The organism is Aliidiomarina celeris (assembly GCF_003316875.1).
Classification (GTDB): Bacteria; Pseudomonadota; Gammaproteobacteria; order Enterobacterales; family Alteromonadaceae; genus Aliidiomarina; species Aliidiomarina celeris.
This window is the reverse complement of record NZ_QMIL01000002.1, coordinates 160,099-183,861: the sequence shown is the minus strand read 5'-3', so window position 1 is coordinate 183,861 and position 23,763 is coordinate 160,099. Positions and strand designations below refer to the sequence as shown.

22 protein-coding genes are annotated in these 23,763 nt (G+C 50.1%); 9 read left to right on the top strand and 13 right to left on the bottom strand.

The genetic code is table 11. From position 1 onward, the window contains the following. Positions 1 to 34 precede the first annotated feature (34 nt). Both DQW12_RS05075 and DQW12_RS05070 read right to left on the bottom strand, forming a co-directional pair. Positions 35 to 904, bottom strand: coding sequence for an MBL fold metallo-hydrolase (locus DQW12_RS05075; protein ID WP_113906774.1), 870 nt, complete (start codon positions 902 to 904; stop codon positions 35 to 37). Between the two features lie 66 nt (positions 905 to 970). Then, complete coding sequence (locus DQW12_RS05070; protein ID WP_113906773.1) at positions 971 to 1,612, bottom strand: peroxiredoxin; 642 nt, start codon at positions 1,610 to 1,612, stop codon at positions 971 to 973. A 127-nt stretch (positions 1,613 to 1,739) separates the two neighbouring features. Here DQW12_RS05070 and DQW12_RS05065 point away from each other — a divergent pair, with 127 nt between their 5' ends. After that, entirely contained in the window at positions 1,740 to 3,023 is a 1,284-nt protein-coding gene (locus DQW12_RS05065; protein WP_113906772.1) for an acetyl-CoA hydrolase/transferase family protein, read from the top strand. Positions 3,024 to 3,146: 123 nt separating this feature from the next. Continuing rightward, positions 3,147 to 3,536: a DUF6746 family protein gene (locus DQW12_RS05060; protein ID WP_232819887.1), complete on the top strand. Its 390-nt coding sequence runs from the start codon at positions 3,147 to 3,149 to the stop codon at positions 3,534 to 3,536. Positions 3,537 to 3,550: 14 nt separating this feature from the next. Here the strand turns inward: DQW12_RS05060 and DQW12_RS05055 are convergent, their stop codons facing one another. Further along, on the bottom strand, positions 3,551 to 3,856 hold the full coding sequence (locus DQW12_RS05055) for a hypothetical protein (RefSeq protein ID WP_198683905.1): 306 nt from the start codon (positions 3,854 to 3,856) through the stop codon (positions 3,551 to 3,553). A gap of 122 nt (positions 3,857 to 3,978) precedes the next feature. Here DQW12_RS05055 and DQW12_RS05050 point away from each other — a divergent pair, with 122 nt between their 5' ends. Genes DQW12_RS05050 through DQW12_RS05040 form a run of 3 tightly spaced genes read left to right on the top strand, consistent with a single transcriptional unit; the run spans position 3,979 to position 8,405 of the window. Beyond that, the gene (locus DQW12_RS05050; RefSeq protein WP_113906771.1) at positions 3,979 to 6,465 is read left to right on the top strand and encodes a heavy metal translocating P-type ATPase; all 2,487 of its coding nucleotides are present in this window, start codon (positions 3,979 to 3,981) and stop codon (positions 6,463 to 6,465) included. Positions 6,466 to 6,472: 7 nt separating this feature from the next. Further along, positions 6,473 to 6,922, top strand: coding sequence for an EVE domain-containing protein (locus tag DQW12_RS05045; protein WP_113906770.1), 450 nt, complete (start codon positions 6,473 to 6,475; stop codon positions 6,920 to 6,922). Continuing rightward, on the top strand, positions 6,915 to 8,405 hold the full coding sequence (locus DQW12_RS05040; RefSeq protein ID WP_113907215.1) for an NAD-dependent succinate-semialdehyde dehydrogenase: 1,491 nt from the start codon (positions 6,915 to 6,917) through the stop codon (positions 8,403 to 8,405). The genes DQW12_RS05045 and DQW12_RS05040 overlap by 8 nt, the downstream gene beginning before the upstream one ends. 35 nt (positions 8,406 to 8,440) lie before the next feature. Here DQW12_RS05040 and DQW12_RS05035 read toward each other — a convergent pair whose 3' ends face one another. Beyond that, complete coding sequence (locus tag DQW12_RS05035) at positions 8,441 to 9,043, bottom strand: gamma-glutamylcyclotransferase (protein ID WP_113906769.1); 603 nt, start codon at positions 9,041 to 9,043, stop codon at positions 8,441 to 8,443. Continuing rightward, a complete protein-coding gene (gene hemN / locus DQW12_RS05030; protein WP_113906768.1) occupies positions 9,044 to 10,408 on the bottom strand; it encodes an oxygen-independent coproporphyrinogen III oxidase in 1,365 nt (454 codons plus the stop codon). It abuts the gene before it with no gap. A 140-nt stretch (positions 10,409 to 10,548) separates the two neighbouring features. On the opposite strand from hemN, the gene DQW12_RS05025 reads away from it, so the two are divergent. Then, the gene (locus DQW12_RS05025) at positions 10,549 to 11,106 is read left to right on the top strand and encodes a DUF2058 domain-containing protein (protein ID WP_113906767.1); all 558 of its coding nucleotides are present in this window, start codon (positions 10,549 to 10,551) and stop codon (positions 11,104 to 11,106) included. Positions 11,107 to 11,122: 16 nt separating this feature from the next. On the opposite strand, the gene DQW12_RS05020 is transcribed toward DQW12_RS05025, so the two are convergent. Both DQW12_RS05020 and DQW12_RS05015 read right to left on the bottom strand, forming a co-directional pair. Next, a complete protein-coding gene (locus DQW12_RS05020; RefSeq protein WP_113906766.1) occupies positions 11,123 to 12,088 on the bottom strand; it encodes a sensor domain-containing diguanylate cyclase in 966 nt (321 codons plus the stop codon). Then, a complete protein-coding gene (locus tag DQW12_RS05015) occupies positions 12,089 to 12,943 on the bottom strand; it encodes an alpha/beta fold hydrolase (protein WP_113906765.1) in 855 nt (284 codons plus the stop codon). It lies immediately after the preceding gene. A 132-nt stretch (positions 12,944 to 13,075) separates the two neighbouring features. Here DQW12_RS05015 and DQW12_RS05010 point away from each other — a divergent pair, with 132 nt between their 5' ends. Continuing rightward, the gene (locus DQW12_RS05010; protein ID WP_113906764.1) at positions 13,076 to 15,310 is read left to right on the top strand and encodes a patatin-like phospholipase family protein; all 2,235 of its coding nucleotides are present in this window, start codon (positions 13,076 to 13,078) and stop codon (positions 15,308 to 15,310) included. On the opposite strand, the gene DQW12_RS05005 is transcribed toward DQW12_RS05010, so the two are convergent. After that, a complete protein-coding gene (locus tag DQW12_RS05005) occupies positions 15,307 to 16,251 on the bottom strand; it encodes a YeiH family protein (RefSeq protein ID WP_113906763.1) in 945 nt (314 codons plus the stop codon). The two genes, DQW12_RS05010 and DQW12_RS05005, sit on opposite strands and share 4 nt — an antisense overlap. Positions 16,252 to 16,387: 136 nt before the next feature. Between DQW12_RS05005 and DQW12_RS05000 the strand changes: the two genes are divergently transcribed. Beyond that, the gene (locus DQW12_RS05000) at positions 16,388 to 17,179 is read left to right on the top strand and encodes an SDR family oxidoreductase (protein ID WP_113906762.1); all 792 of its coding nucleotides are present in this window, start codon (positions 16,388 to 16,390) and stop codon (positions 17,177 to 17,179) included. A gap of 26 nt (positions 17,180 to 17,205) precedes the next feature. Here the strand turns inward: DQW12_RS05000 and DQW12_RS04995 are convergent, their stop codons facing one another. Continuing rightward, complete coding sequence (locus tag DQW12_RS04995; protein WP_113906761.1) at positions 17,206 to 17,577, bottom strand: putative zinc-binding protein; 372 nt, start codon at positions 17,575 to 17,577, stop codon at positions 17,206 to 17,208. 193 nt (positions 17,578 to 17,770) lie between these two features. On the opposite strand from DQW12_RS04995, the gene DQW12_RS04990 reads away from it, so the two are divergent. Next, positions 17,771 to 18,394 (top strand): LuxR C-terminal-related transcriptional regulator, encoded by a 624-nt coding sequence (locus DQW12_RS04990; RefSeq protein ID WP_157957852.1) that lies wholly within the window; start codon positions 17,771 to 17,773, stop codon positions 18,392 to 18,394. Here DQW12_RS04990 and DQW12_RS04985 read toward each other — a convergent pair. The 4 genes from DQW12_RS04985 to DQW12_RS04970 all read right to left on the bottom strand — a co-directional run bounded on the left by DQW12_RS04985 (position 18,370) and on the right by DQW12_RS04970 (position 23,715). Next, on the bottom strand, positions 18,370 to 19,425 hold the full coding sequence (locus DQW12_RS04985) for a malonyl CoA-ACP transacylase (RefSeq protein ID WP_113906759.1): 1,056 nt from the start codon (positions 19,423 to 19,425) through the stop codon (positions 18,370 to 18,372). The genes DQW12_RS04990 and DQW12_RS04985 overlap by 25 nt on opposite strands. Then, entirely contained in the window at positions 19,412 to 21,646 is a 2,235-nt protein-coding gene (locus DQW12_RS04980) for a dehydrogenase E1 component subunit alpha/beta (protein ID WP_113906758.1), read from the bottom strand. Before DQW12_RS04980 ends, DQW12_RS04985 begins: the two co-directional genes overlap by 14 nt. A gap of 5 nt (positions 21,647 to 21,651) precedes the next feature. Continuing rightward, entirely contained in the window at positions 21,652 to 22,833 is a 1,182-nt protein-coding gene (locus tag DQW12_RS04975; RefSeq protein ID WP_113906757.1) for an acyl-CoA dehydrogenase, read from the bottom strand. A gap of 156 nt (positions 22,834 to 22,989) precedes the next feature. Beyond that, positions 22,990 to 23,715, bottom strand: coding sequence for a hypothetical protein (locus DQW12_RS04970; protein WP_113906756.1), 726 nt, complete (start codon positions 23,713 to 23,715; stop codon positions 22,990 to 22,992). Positions 23,716 to 23,763: the final 48 nt, after the last annotated feature.

Below are 23,763 nucleotides of genomic sequence, written 5' to 3'. Positions count from 1 at the left end.
AACTTATCGAAAGTTCAACTGCGTACCTCAGTTGTTACAACTGATTAATCGGCACCTTCAAATACACAGTGCCCGTTTCGTCGGCGGGCGGCATGTGCCCTGCACGAATATTCACCTGAATAGACGGCAATATAAGGCGCGGCATTTCGAGCGTTGCGTCTCGTGCTTCACGACGCGCAACAAAGTCGGCCTCAGAGGTGCCACCTCCTACATGAATATTATTTGCCTTTTGTGCCGCGACCGTAGTTTCATATTCATGCTCACGACCTTCGGTGGGGTAGTCGTGGCACACATAAATTTTGGTTTCTGCAGGCAATGCCAAGAGCTTATGAATCGATTGATACAAGGTTTTTGCACTGCCACCAGGGAAGTCACAGCGCGCGGTGCCAACGTCGGGCATAAATAAGGTGTCGCCAACAAAAGCGGCTTGTTCATTAATAATGTAAGCCAAGTCTGCTGGCGTGTGCCCCGGCGTATGCAGTACCCGAATGTTTAAATTGCCAACCATAAGCACATCGCCGTCGTCAAACAGCCGATCGAACTGTGCGCCATTGGGCAAAAATTCTTTTTCTAAGTTAAACACCTTTTTAAAGATGTTTTGCACTTGTTTAATTTCAACACCAATACCCACTTTTGCGCCGAGTTTTTCACGAAAAAACGGTGCGGCCGAAAGGTGATCAGCATGGGCATGGGTTTCTAACACCCACTCCACATTAAGCTTTTGTTCGGTTACATAGGCGAGAATTTGTTCTGCACTGTCTGTTTTCGTGCGACCTGACTTGTAATCGAAATCCAGTACCGGATCGATAATCACCGCCTTCGCAGTGGTGGGATCAGCCACAACGTAGCTAAAGGTTTCGCTGTCGCTATCGAGAAAAGCTTTTACGGTAAACTGCTGTGTCATAACGCCTCCTGAATGCGGGTGAGCACAATATTGCCCACCCATGATCACTATATGGCCTAAACCTACTTACAGGCTTTTCTTGCTAAAGTACCAATCGGTGTACTGGTAGCCTTGGCCTTCACGGGCAGCGGCTTCGTCCATAGTGGCTGGTGGTGGAACAATAACGTCGTCGCCTGGCTGCCAATTTTCTGGAGTTGCCACTTTATGGGTGTCGCTGGTTTGTAACGCTTTCAGCACACGAAGGAACTCGTCTACGCTACGGCCGTTGCTCATTGGGTAATAAACCATGGCACGTAACACGCCTTCAGGGTCGATAATAAAGGTAGCGCGAACTGCTGAAGTGTCGCTTGCTCCCGGTTGAATCATGCCATATTTGTGAGCAACTTCCATGGACAAGTCGGCAATAATTGGGAAGCCAATTTTCACCCCAAAGTTTTGCTCAATGTTACGCGCCCACGCAATATGTGAGTGCACACTGTCAATCGACAAGCCTAATAACTCACAATTTAATTCAGCGAATTGCTCTTGGCGTGTCGCAAAGGCAGAAAACTCAGTGGTACATACAGGGGTAAAGTCAGCCGGGTGAGAAAATAAAACAACCCATTTACCTTTGTAGTCAGACAGTGATTTTACACCATGAGTTGTTTTCGCGGTAAACTCAGGTGCTGGTTGGTTCAATTGTGGGAATGTTACAGTTACGTCAGTCATTTTTCGTCTCCAAGAGTGTTTAGGCTTGCGCCCTTTGATTAGCGACTGCTAATATGGCATAAGCTTATAACTTTTGGAACTATAAGCAACAGATTGTTTTAATCGTTTTTCTCGATAAGGATTTTTAATGCAGTGTGCCAGTGCGCTCGAAGCGCTTGATATTATTCAAGACAACGACTTAATTTGGTGTCATTCCATGGCGGCAACCCCGCGGTTTTTATTGGAAGGTTTGGTTGAGCTTGCCCCGCACCGAAAGAATCTCACCCTTATGCAACTGCACACGGAAGGAAGCGAGTGCTTAAATACACCTGAGTTAGCAAAGCATATTCGGCAGCGCGCATTCTTTGTTGGACGCTCCACGCGTAGCGCAGTACAGAACGGCTTGGCCGACTACGTGCCGGCGTTTTTGTCTGAAATTCCGAAAATGTTTCGCAGTGGTGAGCAACCGGTTGACGCCGTTATTGTTCAAGTTTCGCCACCCGACGCGCACGGCTGGTGTAGCCTCGGCGTTTCGGTTGAGGCGACCCGAGCAGCCGTACAAATGGCGAAAAAAGTTATTGCATGGATCAACCCGCGCATGCCAAGAACCCATGGCGACACCAACATTCATATTCGTGATATCGACCGCTATGTTATTCATGAAGCGCCCATGTGCTTGCACGGTGCGCCAAAGCAAAATGAAATTACACGCACTATTGGTGAGCAGGTTGCCAGTTTAATTGGCGACCGTGACTGCCTACAAATGGGCATTGGCGCCATTCCTGATGCCACCCTTGCCTGTCTTGGCAACCACAAAGATTTAGGCATTCATACGGAAATGTTTTCCGACGGCATTTTGCCTTTGGTACAAAGTGGCGTTATTACCAACGCATACAAGCGCAAGCACCGCGGCCGTATTGTCACCACTTTCGCTATGGGCTCGCAAGCGCTCTACGACTTTGTGGATGACAACCCAGAAGTTGCGTTTTTAGATGTGGAATACACCAACGACACCTCGGTAATTCGCAAAAATCCACAAACGGTATCTATTAATAGCGCCTTACAGGTCGACTTAAGTGGTCAAGTGTGTGCCGACTCCATTGGTACGCAAATTTATTCGGGTGTCGGCGGGCAAATGGACTTCGTTCGCGGTGCTGCACTTTCTGAGGGCGGCCGCTCGATTATTGCCCTGCCCGCCACTGCAGCAGGCGGTTCGGTCTCGCGTATTACCAGCTTGCTCAATCCCGGCGCCGGCGTGGTGACTACCCGAGCTCACGTGCATTACATTGTTACTGAATATGGCGTTGCCAACTTACGCGCTCGTTCCATGCAAGAACGCGCGCAAGCGCTGGTAGGAATCGCCGCACCTCAGTTTAGGGAGCAACTGGCCGTACAAGCGAAGAAAGATTGGGGGCTTAACGTAAAAATTTAGCGAATTGACTCTGAACATGATTAAAGGATAATAGTTTTCATTTAGAATGAAAACGCATTGCCGCAACCCTGTTTTTGAAACATAGCTTTTGAATAAAAGGCTCACGAACCCAAAGGAAGCATAATGAACACATTTAGACACTTTCAGTTGTCGCTTATTGCAGTAGCGTTGATCAGCTTAACCTCGCTCGCAACACATGCAGACGACCGCATCAGCCACTACCGTGGAGAGGCTTCGCCTACCCTCGAGATCGCCGTGCAAAACCTGCACAGTGCCAATGCCCAACTTGCCACACTATTAAGCGGTGAGCTGAGCGCCGAAGATTTAGGTGAAATTCACGAACTCACTTACACACTCGAAAATGCACTTGAGCGGCTCACCATTGAGCTTGAAGATATTGCAGACGACCTTGAGGAAACACATGTGGGGTCTGAACGAATGGCCTACGACAAAGTGAAAAGTGCAGGTGCTCGCTATTTGCAGGCCATTCGCGTACTTATTCCTGAGCAGTAATTCCTGAAAAGGATTCACAGCTTTCGGGCGATAAATTGGCATACGGCGCCCTCGCCGTTATGCCCCGAGCCTTCCACAATACTGCGCACCGTATTTTCGGCATGAAGCATCTGAAAGCCGCTAAACGCCTGCTCGAGTTCATGCAGGCTAACCATGAGTTCTGCGGTCGGCGGCCCGCCAGTGCCCCGCCCTAATTGCTGCTCGTTGTAGCATTCCACCAACAGCCAACCGCCAGGTTGCAAGGCACAACACCCTATTTCCTTTGCCTGTAAGCAGGCTTTCGGCATGGGCACGCAAAAAGTCATTTGACTCTGTGCCATAATGGTATTCAGCTTTATTGTATCGTTCGTCCCAAGGGTTCATGGTTGGCCTCTTGCAAAATCTGAAAATTCCGACAGAAGCTGTACAATATCATGCATTACTAATTTAAAGGAGCTTCCCCATGTCGAGTCGTGCCAACGCCACTTTGCATATTCCTGTTACCGGCCTCAGCTGCGCCGGATGTGTAAGGCGTGCTCAAAGCGCCATCGAACAGGTTGAAGGGGTTGCCGAAGCGGCGGTTAACCTTGCCAATGAGCAAGCCGACATTACGCTTCAGCACAACGCCAATAGCAATAGTGTTATTGCCAACGTGGCCGCACAGCTTAAAAAAGCAGGCTACCCCACTCGGGTGGAAGAGATTCAACTCAGCCTCAACGGTATGCACTGCGCCAGCTGTGTAGGCAAAGTCGAAAAAGCTTTGCGGTTGGTTGCCGGCGTACTGGATGCGCGCGTGAACCTTGCCAACGAAACCGCCCGGGTTGAGTTTATTGCCAGCACACAAGGTGCCGACGTGCGTATTCGTGATTTGCTGCAAGCAGTAAAACAAGCCGGCTATAGTGCAGAAGTGCATGAATACCAGCAGCAAGACCAAGCACACACTAAACAAAAGGCGTATCAGCAACTGAAACGCTCATTTTGGCTTGCGTTTGCACTAACGCTGCCGGTGTTTTTTGTTGAAATGGGGAGTCACTTTATTCCCCTTATTCATCAACTCGTTGAAAGTAGCATGAGCCTTGAAGTGAATTGGGGCCTACAATTCATACTCACCTCGTTGGTTATGTTCGGCCCTGGCTTACGCTTTTATAAAGTCGGATTACCTGCGCTCTTCCGCGGCACGCCAGACATGAACTCTTTAGTTGCTATGGGTACTCTTGCGGCGTGGGCTTATTCTTGTGTCGCACTCTTTTTCCCTGAATGGTTACCCAGCGCTTCACGCTTTGTATATTTTGAGCCCGCAGCGGTTATTGTTACGCTTATTTTGTTAGGGCGCTTGTTAGAGGCACGCGCGAAAGGCCGCACTGGCGAAGCCATTAAAAAACTACTGGGCTTGCAAGTAAAAACAGCGCGGGTGAAATCTAACAACGGCTTTCAAGATGTGAGCCTGAGCCACATTGAAATTGGCGATACTATTCAGGTTCGGCCGGGTGAGCGTGTTGCGGTAGACGGCGTTGTTATTGAAGGTGAATCACACCTCGACGAGTCCATGCTTACTGGCGAACCCATGCCTGTGCGAAAAACCATAAACGACAAGGTGGTTGGCGGCACGTTGAATACCAACGGCACGCTGCTTTATCGTGCTGACAAAATTGGAGCAGACACAGTACTGGCGCAAATTATTCAGCTGGTAGAGCGAGCACAAGGTGCCCGCTTACCCGTTCAGCATTTGGTGGATAAAGTTACCGCTGTGTTTGTTCCCGTGGTTCTTGCTTTGGCGCTTGTTACACTACTGGTTTGGCTAATGTTTGGGCCTGAGCCAGCGTTAACCATGGCATTGGTAAACGCCGTTGCGGTACTTATTATTGCCTGCCCTTGTGCCATGGGTCTGGCTACACCCGTTTCTATTATGGTGGGTACGGGAAGGGCCGCCAACGACGGTATTCTCTTTCGCAAAGGCGAAGCCTTGCAGCAGTTACGCGACATTAAAGTGGTTGCATTCGATAAAACCGGCACCCTTACTGAGGGCAAGCCGTCGTTACGCCGAGTGGTAAGGGCTGCACATGCACAGTTTCCCGAAACCGAGCTTTTGAGCCTTGCTGCAAGTGCCGAAGAGCATTCCGAACATCCTATTGCTCGCGCGGTGGTGGCTGCGGCTAAAGCACAAAAGCTCAAGCTGCAGCCGACACTCACTTTCGAGCAAATCAGCGGCATGGGCTTAGAGGCGCAAGTCAATGCACACACGGTGTTAATTGGCGCTGCACGATTAATGCAAAGTCGTGGCATTGCGCTCGGTAACCTGGAGCAAAGCGCCGACGACTTTGCAAGTGAAGGCGAAACACCCCTTTTTATTGCCGTAAACGGGCAGTTAGAGGCGCTGATTACTGTTGCAGACAAAGTGCGCGAGAGCACAGCAATTGCCATTCAAACCCTGCATGGTTTAGGTTTAAAAGTGGCCATGATTACCGGCGATGCCAAACACACCGCTCACGCTATTGCCAAACAGTTGGGTATTGACCATGTGGTCGCGGAAGTTATGCCAAACGGTAAAGTAGACGCAATTGAAGCGCTCCAGCAAGCGCATGGCTGTGTTGCTTTTGTTGGCGACGGTATTAACGACGCCCCAGCGCTTGCCAAAGCTAATGTGGGCATTGCTATTGGCTCGGGAACCGACGTAGCCATTGAGTCTGCCGACGTAGTACTGATGCGCAGCGATATCACCAGCGTTGCTCACGCCATTGCTTTGAGCCAAAAAACCATGCGCAATATAAAGCAGAACCTGTTTTGGGCGTTTGCCTACAATATTTTATTAATCCCTGTCGCTGCCGGTGTGCTTTACCCCATTTGGGGGCTGCTCCTTTCGCCCATGCTCGCTGCCGGTGCTATGGCCTTGTCGAGTGTATTTGTAATCACCAACGCACTGCGTTTAAAAGATATCAACAAAGAAGCCTAGGAACCTTATGAACTATTGGTTAGTAAAAACCGAGCCCAATGAATGCAGTATCGACGACATTGCCAATGCAACGCAGCAAACCATGCGTTGGGACGGTGTACGCAACTACCAAGCACGCAACTTTCTTGCCGCCATGGCGCTCAACGACTTGGTTTTTATTTACCATTCCAGCTGCACCAAGGTGGGTATTGCTGGCATCGCTAAAGTAGTGAGAACGCACTACCCCGATCCAACCCAATTTGATCCAGAATCGGCTTATTTTGATAGTAAAAGTAAGCCTGACGAACCGCGTTGGTATGCGGTTGACCTGCAATTCGTGGAAAAATTCTCGCGAGTGATCCCGTTGCAAGAATTAAAGCAGAACCCCGCTTTAACCAACAACAAGCTCGTACAAAAAGGCAGTCGTTTGTCAGTAATGCCTTTCAGCCAACAGGAGTGGAATGCTGTTTATGAATAACGCAACACACGCAGAATCAGACACTAACATCGCGCAACTCTCTGCAACTGCGCAACGCTTAATCCGCTCCACCTGCTGGTTCGAAGGGAAATGGCAAGCTGCACGCTCTGGTGAAACCATTACCGTTTCAAACCCTGCCACGCAAAAAACCATTACCACAGTACCCGCATTAAGTGCCGAAGAAGTGGAGCGGGCGATTGCCAGTGCAGCTATCGCATTACCCGCATGGCGCAAAAAAACTGCACAAGAGCGCAGTAAAATACTCAGAACATGGTTCGACTTGATCATGGCTCATCAAACCCCGCTGGCGGAGATTATGACCCTTGAACAAGGCAAGCCACTGGCTGAAGCGGAAGGTGAAATTGCCTACGCTGCTAGTTTTATTGAGTGGTACGCCGAGGAAGCCAAGCGCATTTACGGTGAAACCATTCCCGGACCCAATGCCAATACCCGTATTGTTGCCACGCGAGAGCCTGTGGGCGTTTGTGTAGCGATTACGCCGTGGAATTTTCCAGCAGCCATGATGACCCGAAAAGCAGCGCCAGCACTGGCTGCGGGCTGTACTATGGTGGTGAAGCCTGCGTCGGACACGCCACTTACGGCGCTCGCATTGGCCGCACTTGCAGAACAAGCCGGCATTCCCGCAGGTGTTCTTCATATTGTTACCGGCTCGGCAAAAACCATTGGCAAAGTATTTAGTAGCAGTGAAACCGTGCGCAAGTTGAGCTTTACCGGCTCCACCGCAATCGGCGCGCAGCTTATGGCGGACTGTGCACCCACCGTTAAACGCGTGTCGTTAGAGCTTGGCGGTAATGCCCCCTTTTTAGTATTCGACGACGCCGATTTAGACGCGGCGGTACAAGGCGCTATCGACAGCAAGTTTCGAAATGCTGGGCAAACCTGCGTGTGTGCAAATCGTATTTACGTACAACGCGCTGTTTATTCGCGTTTTCTAGAAAAATTTGCAGCTAAAATAGAAGCATTAAAAGTAGGCGACGGCTTTGAAGACAACGTTGTAATCGGCCCGTTAATTAACCAAGACGCGGTTGAAAAAGTAGAACAGCATATTGCCGACGCAACCGAAAAAGGTGGCCACGTGTTAGTGGGCGGCAAACGTCATGAACGTGGCGGCTTTTGGTTTCAGCCAACGTTGCTTGCCGATGCCACACAAAACATGCTGTGTGCCAGTGAAGAAACCTTTGGCCCACTTGCGCCGGTATTTCCTTTCGACACCGAAGAAGAAGGGATAGCACTTGCGAACGCCACAGAATTTGGCTTAGCTGCGTACTTCTATTCCAACAACCACTACCGCATTCGGCGAGTTTCTGAAGGCATCGAGGCTGGCATTGTAGGCATTAATACCGGCCTTATTTCAAATGCAGCGGCGCCATTCGGCGGCGTTAAGTCGTCTGGAATTGGGCGCGAAGGCGGCAAGCATGGCCTCGACGAGTACACCGAAGTGAAGTACTTATGCTTTGGCTAACACTTGCATCGGTTCGGTATTAGCACTCCATTCCATTAAGCGCCGCGCTCTAGCAAATAGCGCTCAATGGCAAACACATGGGGGTCGTTGGCGTTGAGTGAGCGAAGCGCCTCGGCTAATCGCAGTACATATTCGTCGTTCGGCCCACTTGGACCACGAGCATTGGCAATATGCCGAGCGATTTCTCGCTCGTCGGCTTCACCTTCCGCCGCCGGCCCAAGGAATGCTTCATTGTGTTCGGTGGCTATGTACACTAAACCTTGGGTACTTTGCGGCGGCTCGCTTTGTAAGTGCAAGGTTGTGGAGAGCCGCAAGTAGCCGTTTTTCTCTCGGTGATCGAGGTGTTCAAACACTTGCGGGCTCACTTTGTAGGCCATACCCATGCATACCGCTCCAGTGTGCGGCAACAAGGTAGCTACGCGGCCCGGTGCGTCGGGCGTACCGCGATGATCATGAGAGCCTTGCCAAAAACGGCGCTGCCAGTTTTCAATGTACGCTGGTGTACGCTGCAAATAGTCAAAGTCCACTTTATAAATGAGCGAGCCATAGCCAAATAGCCAAACAGGCTGGTTGGCGTCAAGCGTGCAGCGGCTTTTGTTTAAGGCTTGGGTGTCGTGAGGCGCTTTTTCTTCTGTCATTTATACCACTTTGGAATAACGGGTTTGTCCTTCATGTAAATACAGGTCAAAGGTACTACAAATAGAGCGAACAAGCAGCTTTCCAACGGGCAGTACGCGAATGGAACTTTCGGATATGCTCACCAAGCCGTCGCGCACGAAGGGCTGCAGGCGCACTAAACTGTCGGCAAAATAGTGCTCAAAATCAATTCCCCATTTGCACGCAAAAGCCTGAGTGTTTAATTCAAAATGGCAAATAAGCTCCGCAATTAAGTCGGCACGAATACGGTCGTCTACACTTAGCGTTACCCCTTTCGCAACCGGCAGTTTATTTGCCAGCGCCAAGTCAGAATAGGGTTTCACGTCTTTCTCGTTTTGCCAAATAACGCCGTCGACCTGGCTTATAGAAGACGCGCCGAGGCCTAACAAAGCGTTCGAGCCATGGGTGGTATAACCTTGAAAATTACGTTGCAATTTACCCGCCCGTTGTACCCGCGCCAGCTCGTCAGTTGGCTTCGCAAAGTGGTCCATGCCGATTGCTTGGTAACCGGCATCGGTAAACTTCTCAATACCAAGCTGTAGCATTGCTAATTTGTGTTCGGTGCTGGGTAAACTGTCGTTTTTAATTTTTCGCTGACCGGCGAAGCGACTTGGTAAATGCGCATAGCTGAACAAAGAAATACGATCCGGCGCCCATTCAACAACTTGCGCTAAAGACCGTGCAAAGCCCGTGAGGGTTTGCATAGGTAAGCCATAAATAAGGTCTAGGTTAATAGAGTCGAAGCAGAGTGTTCGTGCCATTGCAATGTGAGCGGCCACCATACTGCTCTCCTGCACTCTGTTAATGGCTATTTGAACGTCTTCATTCACGTCTTGCACGCCATAACTGACACGATTGAAACCGAGTGACTTTAAGTGCGCTAGCTTTTCTAAAGTGCAGCTGCGCGGGTCAATTTCAATACTAATTTCGTGCCCGGCATTCACGTTCAAACCCAAATGGGTTTCCAGCATATTGATCAGCCGGGTGAGCTGCACCTCAGTAAGGAAGGTTGGGGTTCCCCCACCGAGGTGCAGCGAACCGACTGTTCGGTGCGCTATCAATGGCTTGTAAAGCTTTATTTCGTGTTCCAAGGCGGTGAGATAGTCATCGGCTTTCCATTGATGGCGCGTAATTACTTTATTACAGCCGCAGTAGAAGCAAAGTTTATGGCAAAAAGGCAAATGTATATAGAGGCTCAGTTGCTGACTCGAGCGTGCTAAGGCACTTAAAATCGGCTGCTCTAGCATTGGCGACACCAACGACAGCGCAGTGGGGTATGAGGTATAACGCGGACCATGAATGTTGTAGCGGGTAATGAGCTCCGGTTGCCAACCAATGTTCGACATAATTCACCTTACTGCAGGTCTTAAGGAAAACAAAGTGTATAAAATCACTCCTTTCGGGTTATTGATCTGACACAATAATGGCATGGCTTTGCTACAATATGGCCATATTTTTCGGGGTATTCCAAAACGAGTAATCATTTATGGCAAAATCACTCGCAGAACAACTCGCTAGCGCTGGCCTTGTTAACGCCAACAAAGCGAAGAAAGTGTCGCAAGAGCAACGCAAAAAGGCCAAGCTTAAGCGTAAAGGCCACATGCAAGACGAAGTGCAAGCGGAAGAAGCGCGTAAACAACAGTTGCGCGAGCAGCAAAAGCAGCAAGCAGAACGTGACCGACAGCTGAACCAGCAGCGCAAACAAGAAGCGGAAGAAAAGGCGAAACGGGCACAAGCAATGCAAATGTTGCAGCATGGCGAGCAAAATATTAGTGGCGAAATTGCCTTTAACTTTGTTGATCCACGCAGCAATAAAGTAAAACAACTATGGGTCAACAAAAAAGGGCAAACTGCACTTGCTGCTGGCCAACTTGCTATTTGCGCCGACGCCGACAGCTACAAGGTTGTTCCCACTCACGTTGCCGAAAAAGTAATGGAGCGATATCCCGAAGCCCTTATGTTCTTGGCCCAGCCCGAAGCGCAAGAAGTAGCCGAAGACGACCCTTACAAAGACTATCAAATTCCAGACGATTTAATGTGGTAAACGGCCTGCCGTGCAGCTAAGCGGCAACAAATTCTATTCGGTTGCGCCCTAATTGCTTTGCGCGGTAAAGGGCGCGGTCTGCGCGCTCATAGAGCGAGGCTTTCGTGTCTTTTTCGGTGGCCTCCGCCACGCCAACACTTAAGGTTAAAGTGCCGGTTACAAACGCATGTTGTGCGACCCGTGCTCGAATACGCTCAGCAACATCAAGCGCGTGCGTTTGTGGGGTATTTGGCAGAACAACAACGAACTCTTCGCCTCCCATGCGAACCAGCACATCAATTTCTCTGAGCTCTTCGGTTAATAGCCGCGCCAGCTCCTGCAGCACAAGGTCACCTTTATCGTGACCAAATTTGTCGTTCACATTCTTAAAAAAGTCGAGGTCTAACACCAATACCGAAAAGGGCATTCTGTCGCGCTTAATAGCCAATAAGCGGGTTTCCAGCTCGCGCTCGTATACACGCCGGTTGTTCAAGCCGGTAAGCGGGTCTTTGGTGGATAAAGCCTCCAACCTGGCATTAATTTGGGTAAGTAACTGCTGTTTTTCCTCGAGCTCCTGTTTTGTTTCTTCGAGCGCTTCGTAGGCTTTTTCACGCTCGTTCATTGCTTCTTCTGCCCGCTGTTTGGCCAGTAGCAATTGCTCTTCCACAATATGCCGCCGCTGCATGGTCACCACCGCCATCACAAAAATATCCTGACCATTTTGGGTGGCTTTACAGGCATTCACTAACACCGGAATATCGCCCGTTTTAGCATGCTTGAAGCTTAAATAATTCTCTTCCGTATGGCCGGTTTGTTGCAGTAAGGGGAGAATATGGCCAAGGTAGAAAATGCGTGACGGCGTAGTGAGTAGGTTTACAAAAGGCTGACCTGCCATTTGGTCGTCACTCAGCCCCAACCAGCGGCTCAAGGTTGCGTTCATAAACATCACATTGCCGCTGGTGTTTAAACTCAGCAAACCGCAAGGCGCTAAATTACTGTCCATTTAGTGCTCCGCAACTAACTGTTGAACAATAGCAGCAACGGCAGCGGGAGCGCTCATATGCGGGTAATGCCCCGACGCACCTTCAACATGATGCACATGCGCATGAGGTAATTTCTCAGCAATGTAGTAAATGGCACTCGTGGGTACAATAATGTCATTGTCGCAATACAAAAGCTCTACGGGAGTGGCCACCTGGGGCAGCTTGTCACGGATGTCGATAAAAAAAGTCACCTCGGCAAAGCGCCTCGCATGTGTTGGATTCGTGGCTAAAAACTTGCTTCGGAGCGCCTCGGAATATTCTGGCCGGTCAGAATTCGCCATCACTTGCGGCGCTAAATATCCCGCCCAATCGAAGTAGTTTCGTTCCATCATATCCAGCAGTCCTTCTATATCTTGCCGTTCAAAACCACCAACATAACCGGTTTCAGGGTGGTTTAAATAACAGGCACTAGGGCCTATCGCTATTATTTTTCTAGCAAATGACGGGCTCTCTAGGCTCGCAAGAAATGCAATAGCACCGCTAATTGAGTGCGCAAGCACTATCGCCTCATTGGGTGCAAAGGCTTGGCAGACTTGCTGTAAATCGTGTGCGTAGTGTTGCAGGTCTCGATAAGACCGCTCGCCCAAAAGTTCCGGAGCCGCACGGCCACAGCCTGCGTAGTCAAAGGTTACCACTCGGTATTTAGCCATGAGGGGATCAGCCACCAAAAACGGCAGCAGTGCCTGCCAGATTTGTTGATCGCAGCCAAATCCATGGGCTAACACCAAAGTTTGGTTTGCCTCAGCAGCGGAAGCACCGTGACATTGAACGTGATAACGGGCACGCACCTTTTCTTGCAACGCTAAAGAACTCAATGGCCATCCTTCTTCGTTTTTAACTTAATCATCATAATACATTATGGCGGCTTTTTCCTAGGCGGGGCGAACTGATTACGCTAAGGTAAAACGTTACTCCTTTACAAATGCCTTCATATCACCGAGTTGTTTATGACCAAGTTGATGAAAAAACCGTTTCCTTCTATGCCCATTTTACTCGCAACAGTGTTACTCATCGGGTGTTTTCCATGGCCAACCCAGAGTAACGAATCCGCGCCTGAACGAAAAGTTGGCCTTGTGCTCGGTGGCGGCGGTGCAAAAGGTTTGGCTCATATTGGCGTATTACAGTTTTTGGAAGAAAACCGTATTCCGGTGGATTTTGTAGTGGGTACCAGTATGGGAGCAATTGCCGGAGGGCTCTATGCGCAAGGGCACAGCCCTGACTACTTAGAAAACTTAGTTCGCACAGTTGATTGGCAGGATATTTTTTCCGACGAAACCCCAAGACCGTCTTTGTCTATTCACCGAAAAGAGGATGATCGGCTCTTTCCGGTTCAAGCCACTTTGGGATTTTCTGAAGGAAAGTTCAAGTTGCCGCAGGGCGTAGTGCAAGGGCAAAAGCTAATGCCACTGCTGCGCAGGCACTCTATTTATCACGCCAACATTTCCCATTTTGATCACTACCCGCTACCCTTCCGTGCCACCGGAGCCGACATTGAAACCGGCGAGCTGGTCATTCTAGACCAAGGCGACATTGCCCTTGCCATGCGCGCTAGCATGGCTATTCCCGGTGTTTTTTCACCGGTGCAATGGGATGAGCAATTTTTAGTCGACGGCGGGATGGTGAATAACCTCCCCATTGATATTGCATTGAATATGGGCGCAACCCAATTGATTGTCGTCGACGTAAGCAATGACTACCCGGGAATAGAGGCTCTGAATGGCCCTTTGGCAATTTCCGAACAAGCAATCAACTTAATGATTCGAAACAACTCCTTGCAACAACTCGAAGCACTCCGTCAAAACGATATTCATATTGCGCCAAATTTGCTTGCGGTCGACGTAAGCACTGCAGGCTTTGGCAAGGCTCAAGAGGCTATTCAAGCGGGTTATAACGCAGCGCAAGCGAATGCGCAGGCGTTATTGCGTTTACAAGTGCCAGAAGCAGAATGGCAGCAGTATTTAGCCACACTTCGCGCGCCACAAGCAGAAGTGATCCCGCGTTGGTTTCGGCTCGAAAATGCTTCGAACCTACCCGACGACTTACTTTGGGCGAACATGGCCACGCAAGCCGGCGAGCCCTTTAACCCCGAGCTTCTCGAGCAGGACATTGAGCGCATTTATGGCTTAGGTTTTTTTGAACATGTGGACTACCAAGTATTATGGCAAGATCAAACCCCTGGCGTAGAAATACAGGCAGTGCCGCGCAGCTGGGGGCCTGACTATTTAAGTTTCGGTTTTACCCTTGAGGAGAACTTCAATACCGAGTCGAGTTATCGCGCTGCAATTAGCTATTTGCGCACGGAAATAAACACTTATGGTGCAGAACTGCAGTACGACTTGCAAGTAGGCAATGAGCCCTTGTTACGGGCTCGCTATTGGCAACCTCTTCGGCGCGACGCCAGAGCCTATTCAACAGCATTTGCGCAGTTTCACCGTGTGTCGGTAAACCAATATACCGCTGGTGAGTTTATTGGTACTGCAGCTGTGAGCACGCAACAACTCGGCTTTGCGCTTGGAACACAATGGCAACATCGAGCCGATATACGTTTAGCGTATACCGCCGGCAGGGGCAACATAAAAATGCCATTCGAGCAGGCCGCGACCAACTTTCGAGACTCCTTTGCCACAGGTGAACTCGCCCTGCATATTACCCTAGACACCCTCGATAGCGTTTTTCTGCCCAAACAAGGCTCTTTATTGCAGCTTCGCTATGGCTTAAACGACACTGCACTGGCGGCAGACCAAAATTACCAGCAGGCTGAATTTAATTATTTAGGCGCCACTACTTATGGCGACCATACCTTTATACAGGGCCTACGCGTGCACTCTACAGTAGCCGGTACCAGCCCCCTGTACGACAACTTCAGTTTAGGTGGGTTTATGAACCTTTCTGGCCATGAGCGCGGCGAATTTAGTGGCCAGCATGTGGCATTTGCCCAATTCGCCTACATGCACCGCTTACCGGCCTCACGCAAGTTTGGTACGCTGCCCACCTATTTGGGGTTGGCTTTAGAGGCCGGCAACGCTTGGGATAAACAACAAAGCGTGCGCGCCAGCGATTTAATTTATAGTGGCTCGCTGTTAGGAGTGGTAACGACTCCATTCGGAGCGATCTACCTCGGTTTAAGCCATAGTAGTAAAAATAGAACTGGCGCCTATCTTGCCATTGGCCGGCCGTTTTAAGCCCATGCCATTACATAGAGCAGACTCACGATGGAAATTACCGCCCATAACAAGCAAGCAAACAAAAATGGCTTCAACCCCATTTGTTTAAGATTACGCTTGTTGAGGGTGGCGCCAATAAGGAACACACAACCCACTAACAGCAATTTCGCCAGATCATAAATAACAGAATAAATATCGCGCCCTTGGGGTAATAAGGTGGCAATAGTCATAGCCACAAGATAAAGCAAAATAAACCCCGGAACGGCTGCTCTTTTCGCCGTTACTGCAGCGCGGTTGCGCCGCTGCCACCACCAAGACACCACCAGCACCAAAGGCACAATAGCGAGTGCGCGTGTTAACTTTAAAGGTGTTGCCACAGCCAACGCTTGGTCGCCAAATTGCCCGGCTGCGGCAACTACGGAAGCCGTGTCATGAATAGCTAAAGCGGCCCAAATACCAAACTGGTGTTCAGTTAATCCGAAATAGTGCCCGAGCCAAGGGAACAACCAAAGCGCCAGCGCATTAAGAATAAAAACGCACGCAAGAGCTATTCCCACGCGTTCTTGCTTTGCCTTTATTGCAGGCGCTAAGGCGGCAATAGCACTGCCACCGCAAATGGCGGTACCGGAACTCACCAACACTGCCGTTTCGGGGTGCAGTTTTAAGGCGCGCATAAAAACAATTCCACACACCATGGTTAGCAGAATGAGTACCAGCAATGCTGGCAAGTTGGCCTTGCTCGCGGCCAACGCAGAGTAGGCGTTCATACCAAAGCCTAAGCCTACCACCGAAATCGCCAACAACCGCTTAATAATAGCCTGCAGGTTAATGTGCTTAGGCACCCAATCGAGCAACGCGAACCCTAAGCCAAACAACAGGGCATAAGGCGCTGAAATAATGGGAGTTACGCACAGCAACCCTACAAAAACAAAAATAATATGTTTCAGTGAAACAACCATAGCCAGCCCTCGGTTTTAGTTCGGGCCAAGTGTACGCAGGTTAGTAAACTTCAACAACGTACATTTCAACGTCTATGCCGTTGCACCTTGCTGCATGCTGCCGTATAAAAGAACGACACATTAACGAGGTAAACGCATGAGCAAACGCATTTTTATTACCGGTGGTGCGCAAGGCCTAGGCTTTGCGCTGGCCCAATACTACAGCAACAGAGGTGATCAGGTTTGTATCGCCGATATCGACATTGCTGCCGCGGAGCAAGCCGTAACGCAGCTCAATGCAAGCGCCATTGCTTTGCAATGCGACGTGACCAAAGCTGCACAGCTAGACCAAGCCGCAGCAACCTTAACAGCCCAATGGGGCGGTGTTGATGTGGTGATTAATAATGCGGGTGTGGCCCAGGTAGGCGCAATAGAAGATGTCAGTGAAGACGACTGGCATTGGATTATTGACATCAACCTGATGGGTGTTGTGCGTGGCTGCCGTGCTTTCACTCCGGTATTCAAAGCGCAAGGCCACGGCCAGTTCATTAATGTCGCTTCTATGGCAGGCCTACTCGACGTTCCTCGCATGTCGGCGTACAACAGCACAAAAGCCGCCGTTGTGTCTTTGTCGGAAACCCTGCAGCACGAGTTACACCCCGACGGTATTAAGGTGTCTGTGGTGTGTCCTTCCTTTTTCCGTACAAATCTGGGCACCAGTATGCGTACCACAGTTCCTGGCATGCATAAAACACTCGACAAATTAATGAGCAAGAGTGAATTAAGTGCAACAGACGTTGCTCAGTTTGTAGTAAAAGAAGCGGAACGAGGCACTTTCTATATATTGCCCCATAAAAAAGCGCGGGGAATTTGGCGCCTTAAACGTTGGCTCCCTCGCAGTCGCTATGCAGCAATGATGGCGAAACAAACACGAGGACTACGCAAATAAGGTGAGCGACTTACTTTGTGTACGAACTACTGTGCTTGCTGAGCAATTAGCCGATTCAAATGTGCCATCACCGCATAAAGCTCGGTAAGCGAATAATCGACGCTCTCATGGTCGTGGCTGGGACACAGCTGGTTTAGGTCGACATGCCACTTTACGTTGAGCTGCAGCTGCTGAAAGGCAACCAAACCACACTTTTGCTCACAACCGTCGAGCACTAATACTGGGCAACGTGCGGCTCGCTCTTTTTCACTCTCAAAGCCAAGTGCCAAAGCCGGTAAGCAACCCACATTCGCCACGTTGTCGTTCATTAATCCCATGGCAACGTCGTGGCTTAAACGCCCTGCCCGCGTGCATCCACTGCAGGCATAAACCAAAGGTTTTGTTTTGCACGGTAACATACGGGGGCTCGCTTCTTCATTCAGGTTTTACCAGTGTAAGCTCTTGTGCGTGTCATACATTGACCTGAATCAAAGCAGTTTCGAAATAAACTCGTGGCAAATACGGAGCAACCGCAGCAAACATGATCCCTATCAATGTTTAACTACCGCTTTTGTGGTGAAATTTGCACCGTTGATTAGTAGTGAGTTTATTATGAACCAAGTTATCCCGCTTCACGTTTACGATCCCGACATGCTGCTACGGCACCATCAGCCCCTGCTGCATAAGTCGCCGCAAATTCGGTTTATTGAGCAGCTACCCGCGCGAATGGCAAAACAAAGCCCGCTTGTGCTGGTCAGCAATGAGCCGTCAGCGGCTAAAGTGCTAAGTTTACTTGAGCGTTTAGGGGCAAAACAGGACGTGCGCAACGTAACTTTACTGAGTAACTATCAGTACAGCACCCCTTTACCCGGCACTATTGAGCTAGGCGTAAAGAATTGCTTGTGCCTGAGTGAGCCTACACCCAATCTGCTTGAACAGCTCAAGCAAGTTCGAGCAGGTAACGTGGTAATGTGCCAGCCAGCATTGCAAGCGCTGGTAAATGGCATTCAAAAACAAGTCGATGATAAGTCTATTGTACTGCAAGCTTTAACCAAGCGAGAGCGACAAACACTGATTTTGATCGCGCAGGGCAATAGCAACAAACACATTGCAAAAGCCCTCGATATCGCTGAGGGCACAGTTAAAGTGCACGTGAAAAATCTACTGCGTAAACTTGGCTTACAAACGCGTTTAGCTGCAGCAAGTTGGCTTTACGGCACGCAAGAAATCGCTTGAGCGCGCTGTTCTGGGATTCCTAATGCCAGCAGGCTCGGTTCTGACGCCTGCTGTGCAATAAAGTCGGCCTTGTTTTGTAAACCGTGCCAGTTTTCTTCAATCATAACCTGCGCTACGGCGCCCCCCATCGTAGAGCCTGGCCCCGTAAGGAGTACCACATCGGGCGCAAACTCTCGTAACCCCACGCGGACAGCTTTGCTCAAATGGTAGGTTTCAGTAACCTGCGTGGTTAATGTGTAGTTTCGCAAGGCGTCTGCTTGTGTACCCGTGGCGTGCCAGATACGACCGTTGCCGTCGATCAAAGGTAATTCCGGTGCTTTAAAAAACGACGTTGAAAACTGCTCCAAGCCACGCTCACTGGCCTGCTGCATTAACGGCGTGTGGAACGCACTATGGCCGGGCAATTCAAATGGATATCGCTCTTCAACGGGTGGCAAGGCTGCTAAAGCACGCTTAATTGCAGCATGAGAGCCAGCAAGAACGGCATACCCGCCAAAGGCAATGGACCAATAAAGCGGGTCATTGTGCGCCGCCGCGTCTTGTATGGCTGCCTCCACTGCAGCCGCATGGCTGTTCGAAACCTGCCATGCGCTGTCAACCAAGGGGTAAATAAGCTGCCCGCCTAAATTTGCGCCCTGAGTGAGTTCAGCCATACCGGACACTAATTCGAAGCCTCGAATTGCACTCAGCGCGCCAGCGCACGCTAGCGCTATGTACCAGCCCATACTGTTGCCGGTCACCGCCACAATGTCATAACGCTCGCGATCGATACTCAAAAAATCAAAATAAGCACAGCTATAAATTAACGGTGCGGCATTCTGTGCATGCAAATGCTCTTTGCTTTTAAATACTGTGGCCGTGTCTAAACTGGCGAGTGTAGGTTTGCCTTCAGCGGCACGCTGGGCGTCGAATAGCGCGAGCGTGTCGGCATGTTCAGAATGGTAACGCTGCAAATATCCGAGCTCGGTACGGTTATAGGTACCACGCCCTGGGCAAATAACAATCGCTCTTTGCTTTTTATTGTTGCCCATGCTGAGTTCCTTCTTTCAGTAACTGCTTCGCCACCTCAACAATCTGCTCGCAGCTCGGTAATACATGGTAGGCCGCTTTGGCAAGTGGAATAAAACTGTCCTCTGCGGTAATTCGCGCTACCGGCATGGTTACTCCCGCCTCTTGCAGGCAGGTGCAAAGCTCTTCCGAAACACTGCCCGTGCGGCGGCACTCATCGACAATAAGCACACGTTCCACACCTTCAAGAGCCGCAAGCAAGCTTTCCATAGGTAAAGGGTGCAACCAATTGAGATCGATAACGCGAACGGTGTAGCCTTCTGCTATAAGTTGCTCTTGCGCTTGTCGACTTAAATAATAGCCGTTGCCATAGCTTACAATAGCGAGCGCAACAGACGAGGTTGAGGGCGCTGTATTATGTACGGTCACCTTGCCAAAGCCAATGCGCTCAGTCGGCTCTGGATATTCGCACGCCCACTCGTTGTCCCCCGCCGAATGAAGGTCTTTAGTGTTGTAAAGCGCAATCGGCTCTAAAAATATCACTACACGCTTTTGTTCATGGGCGAGCCGTACCGCTTCACGAAGCAATTTAGCACCACTAGCCCCATTCGACGGACAAACCAAGACCACACCGGGCAAGTCTCGGAAAACCGCGAAGCTGTTGTCGTTATGAAAATGACCACCAAAACCTTTTTGATAGGCTAAACCAGCAATACGAATAACCATAGGGTTGCTAAACTGGCCAGAGCTAAAAAACTGAAGCGTGGCAGCCTCACCACGAATTTGGTCTTCAGCGTTATGCACATAGGCGAGGAACTGAATTTCGGGGATCGGCAAAAAGCCGTTATGGGCGGCGCCAATCGCAACGCCCAAAATACTCTGTTCGTCGAGTAAGGTGTTGATCACACGGTTCGGACCAAAACTATTCACGAGCCGACTTGTCACCCCATAAACGCCACCTTTTTTGCCAATATCTTCACCCGCGAGAATAATTTCAGGGTATTGATACATAAGGTCGTGAAGTGCCCAATTTAGCAGCTTGTTTAAGGTTTGCGGCTTCCCTATATTGTGCTTTTCGTGACCGAACAAACGCTCCCTAACCTCACCCTTCGCAGGGTCTGGTATAGCAACTGCTGCGTGCTGAGGCGCTACGTCGGCCATTACTTCGCTGGCATTCTTTAATTTTGGCTTAGCAACCGCATGCGCTGCCACCGCTTGTATTTGTTGATAGAGCTGTTCGGTATGCAAACGCAGTTGTTGGCGCGTTGCAATGCCGAAATGCTCCAGCAGAGCCACACTAAAGCGCAGTGGATCTTGCGCCTCATTGTGTTCAATTTGCGCCTTGGTTAGGTAGGTCATTTCCGCATCTGACCCGGCGTGGCCGTACAAGCGCACACACTTCATGTGCAGAAACACCGGTTTTCTCAGTTTTCTTGCAACGCGCTCTGCTTCTTTCGAAGCTCGGAAAACGTCCAGCACATTGCGGCCGTCACAGCTGATATAACTTAGGCCGGGGCGGTGAGCAAAACTGGCTTCAATCCAACGATGGGGCGTAGCGGTACTTATGCCTATACCGTTGTCTTCGCAGAGCATCACAACGGGCAACGGAATGCTTTGGAACGACGCCCAGCACGCGGCGTTAATAGCCCCTTGAGTGGTACTGTGATTTGCCGAAGCGTCACCAAAACTGCAGAGCACCACACTGTCGTTTGGCACTTTACCCTGATGATGAATTCGTTTAGCCAAGCCAATACTAAACGCCATACCCATGGCTTTCGGTAAGTGTGAACCTATGGTACTGGTTTGCGGCGGTACGTTCAGTTCAGCAGATCCGAGTACCTTGTGGCGCCCAGACGATATTGGGTCGTAGGCACTGGCCACAAAGCTTAGCAGCATATCGTGAATTGGGGTGCTGCCTAAGGCTTGCCGTTGCCGCTCGATAAAGAACGCCGCGGAACGATAGTGCAAGAACGCCATATCGGTTTTACGAAATGCAGCGGCTACCGCCGCATTTCCTTCGTGGCCTGCCGAGCCTATGGTGTAAAAGCTCTCACCTTTGGCTTGCAGCTCACGGCTATGAATGTCAAGCAAACGACTGGTAAGCTGGCTATGCACCCAGTCGAAGAGTTGCTGGCGGGAAATACCGACTTGCTCTAACGTGGGCTGCTCGCCAATTTCAGGCGCAGGCTGATTAAACAGCCCGTCGAGAACACGTTGGTAAAGAGTGCTGGTAGTTTCGCTCATTATGCTTACCCGAAGGCAGCAATGTCGGTTTGCGCGCGGCCCAATATAAGCGCGTGAATGTCGTGAGTACCCTCGTATGTATTCACAGCTTCAAGGTTCATCACATGACGAATAACATGGTATTCGTCGGCAATACCGTTGCCGCCGTGCATGTCGCGCGCTACGCGGGCAATGTCTAGGGCTTTGCCGCAGCTATTGCGTTTGATTAAGCTTATGGTTTCCGGCGCCAATACACCTTGGTCAGCCATTCGCCCCGCCTGCAACGCACCGAGTAACCCCAAATGTATCTCGGTTTGCATGTCGGCCAACTTTTTCTGAATCAGTTGGTTCGCAGCCAAAGGCTTGCCAAATTGGGTGCGGTCGAGGGTATATTGGCGTGCCGCGTGCCAGCAAAATTCCGCAGCACCCAGCGAACCCCATGCAATTCCATAACGCGCCTTATTAAGGCAGCTAAATGGTCCTTTTAGGCCGGTCACTTCTGGAAACATGTTTTCTTCGGGCACAAACACGTTGTCCATTACAATTTCACCGGTAATCGACGCACGCAGGCTAAACTTGCCTTCTATTTTCGGAGCACTCAGACCTTGCATTCCTTTTTCCAATACAAATCCGCGGATTACACCGTCGAGCTTGGCCCACACCACAAAAACGTCGGCAATGGGGCTATTGGTAATCCACATTTTACTCCCGGTGAGTTGGTAGCCGCCGTCTACTTTCACAGCCCTTGTTTTCATACCCGCTGGATCAGAACCGGCGTCGGGCTCAGTTAAACCGAAGCAACCTACCCATTCACCGCTCGCAAGTTTTGGTAAATACTTTTGCCGCTGCGCGTCACTACCGAAGGTATAAATGGGGTACATAACCAAAGAGCTTTGCACACTCATGGCACTGCGGTAACCGCTGTCGACACGCTCCACTTCACGCGCAATTAGGCCATAGCACACATGATTCACGCCCGCCCCGCCAAACTCCTCCGGAATGGTTGCCCCGAGCAAACCCATTTCACCCATCTCCGACATGATTTCACGATCAAAGCGCTCTTCACGATTGGCCGTTAGCACGCGTGGCATCAGGTTCTCTTGGCAATAACTGTGCGCGCTATCACGGATCATGCGCTCTTCGTCCGACAGCATTGAGTCGAGTAGGAACGGGTCTTGCCAATTAAATGAAGGGCGGTGCTTACTCATGTGGCTACCTCTGTAATATCAAGTCAGTACAGGCGGCTCAGCTTAATGACATTCCGAATAAACAAGAAGGCAGGTACCGAGCCGTTTAAAAATTCAGCGGTTACTATATTCATATTTGCGGGAAAATGCATAGCAACAACGGCGTATTTCGTACAACTAATCTGAGGTATCTCGTTTTTCCAGAATTAGCCGCACCACGTCGCTACCCGATTCGTGCATGGTAAGGTACATGTAGTCCTGCAGATTGATAGCGTCTTGCTGGGAAAACTCGCGATGAAAGGTCATGGTATTGAAGTCATCACCTTCATTGATCATGCGCATTTCAAACTCACATACCTCGGTGCGACAATTTATATTTTCCACCTGAATGTTACTTAAAGCGTTTGAAGAAAGTAGAAAATCTCTAAACTTCATGTCCATTTCATACGCCCAATTGTAGTCGACGGGCTCTTCTTCAAGGCGCTTCCCGAGGCTCGTTACGTCAATAGCTTCTAAATTAAGGTTACGTGCATTTCGGGCAAGCACATCGGCTATGCTCTCGGGTTGCCTAGGTTCGCTGCTGTTGTTGCGGCTACCCGCCAGTACTGCGTCTGCTTCGTATTGCACTTCACTTAGTTGCGCTATAGCGGTTTCCAGTTGCTCTTTGAGCAGCGTATTCTCCGCTACTAAGCTCGCCATTTGGCGCTGTACAGCGGCGAGGTCGGCGGCGGAATGAGCCTCTGAATTTATGTTGTCTCTGGCTAGTAATTGGCGGTTCAAATCTAAGTTCGGCGTAGGCGTTAACACCGTATCGGTAGATGGGCTTGCATTTCGCGACACCCCCAACATAATCCCTAGCACCACTATTACAGCCCAATACGCAGCATGCATAAGTTTAGACATTGAATTTCCCTTTGTTGTTTTATTGTTATTTATATTTGTTACTGCAAG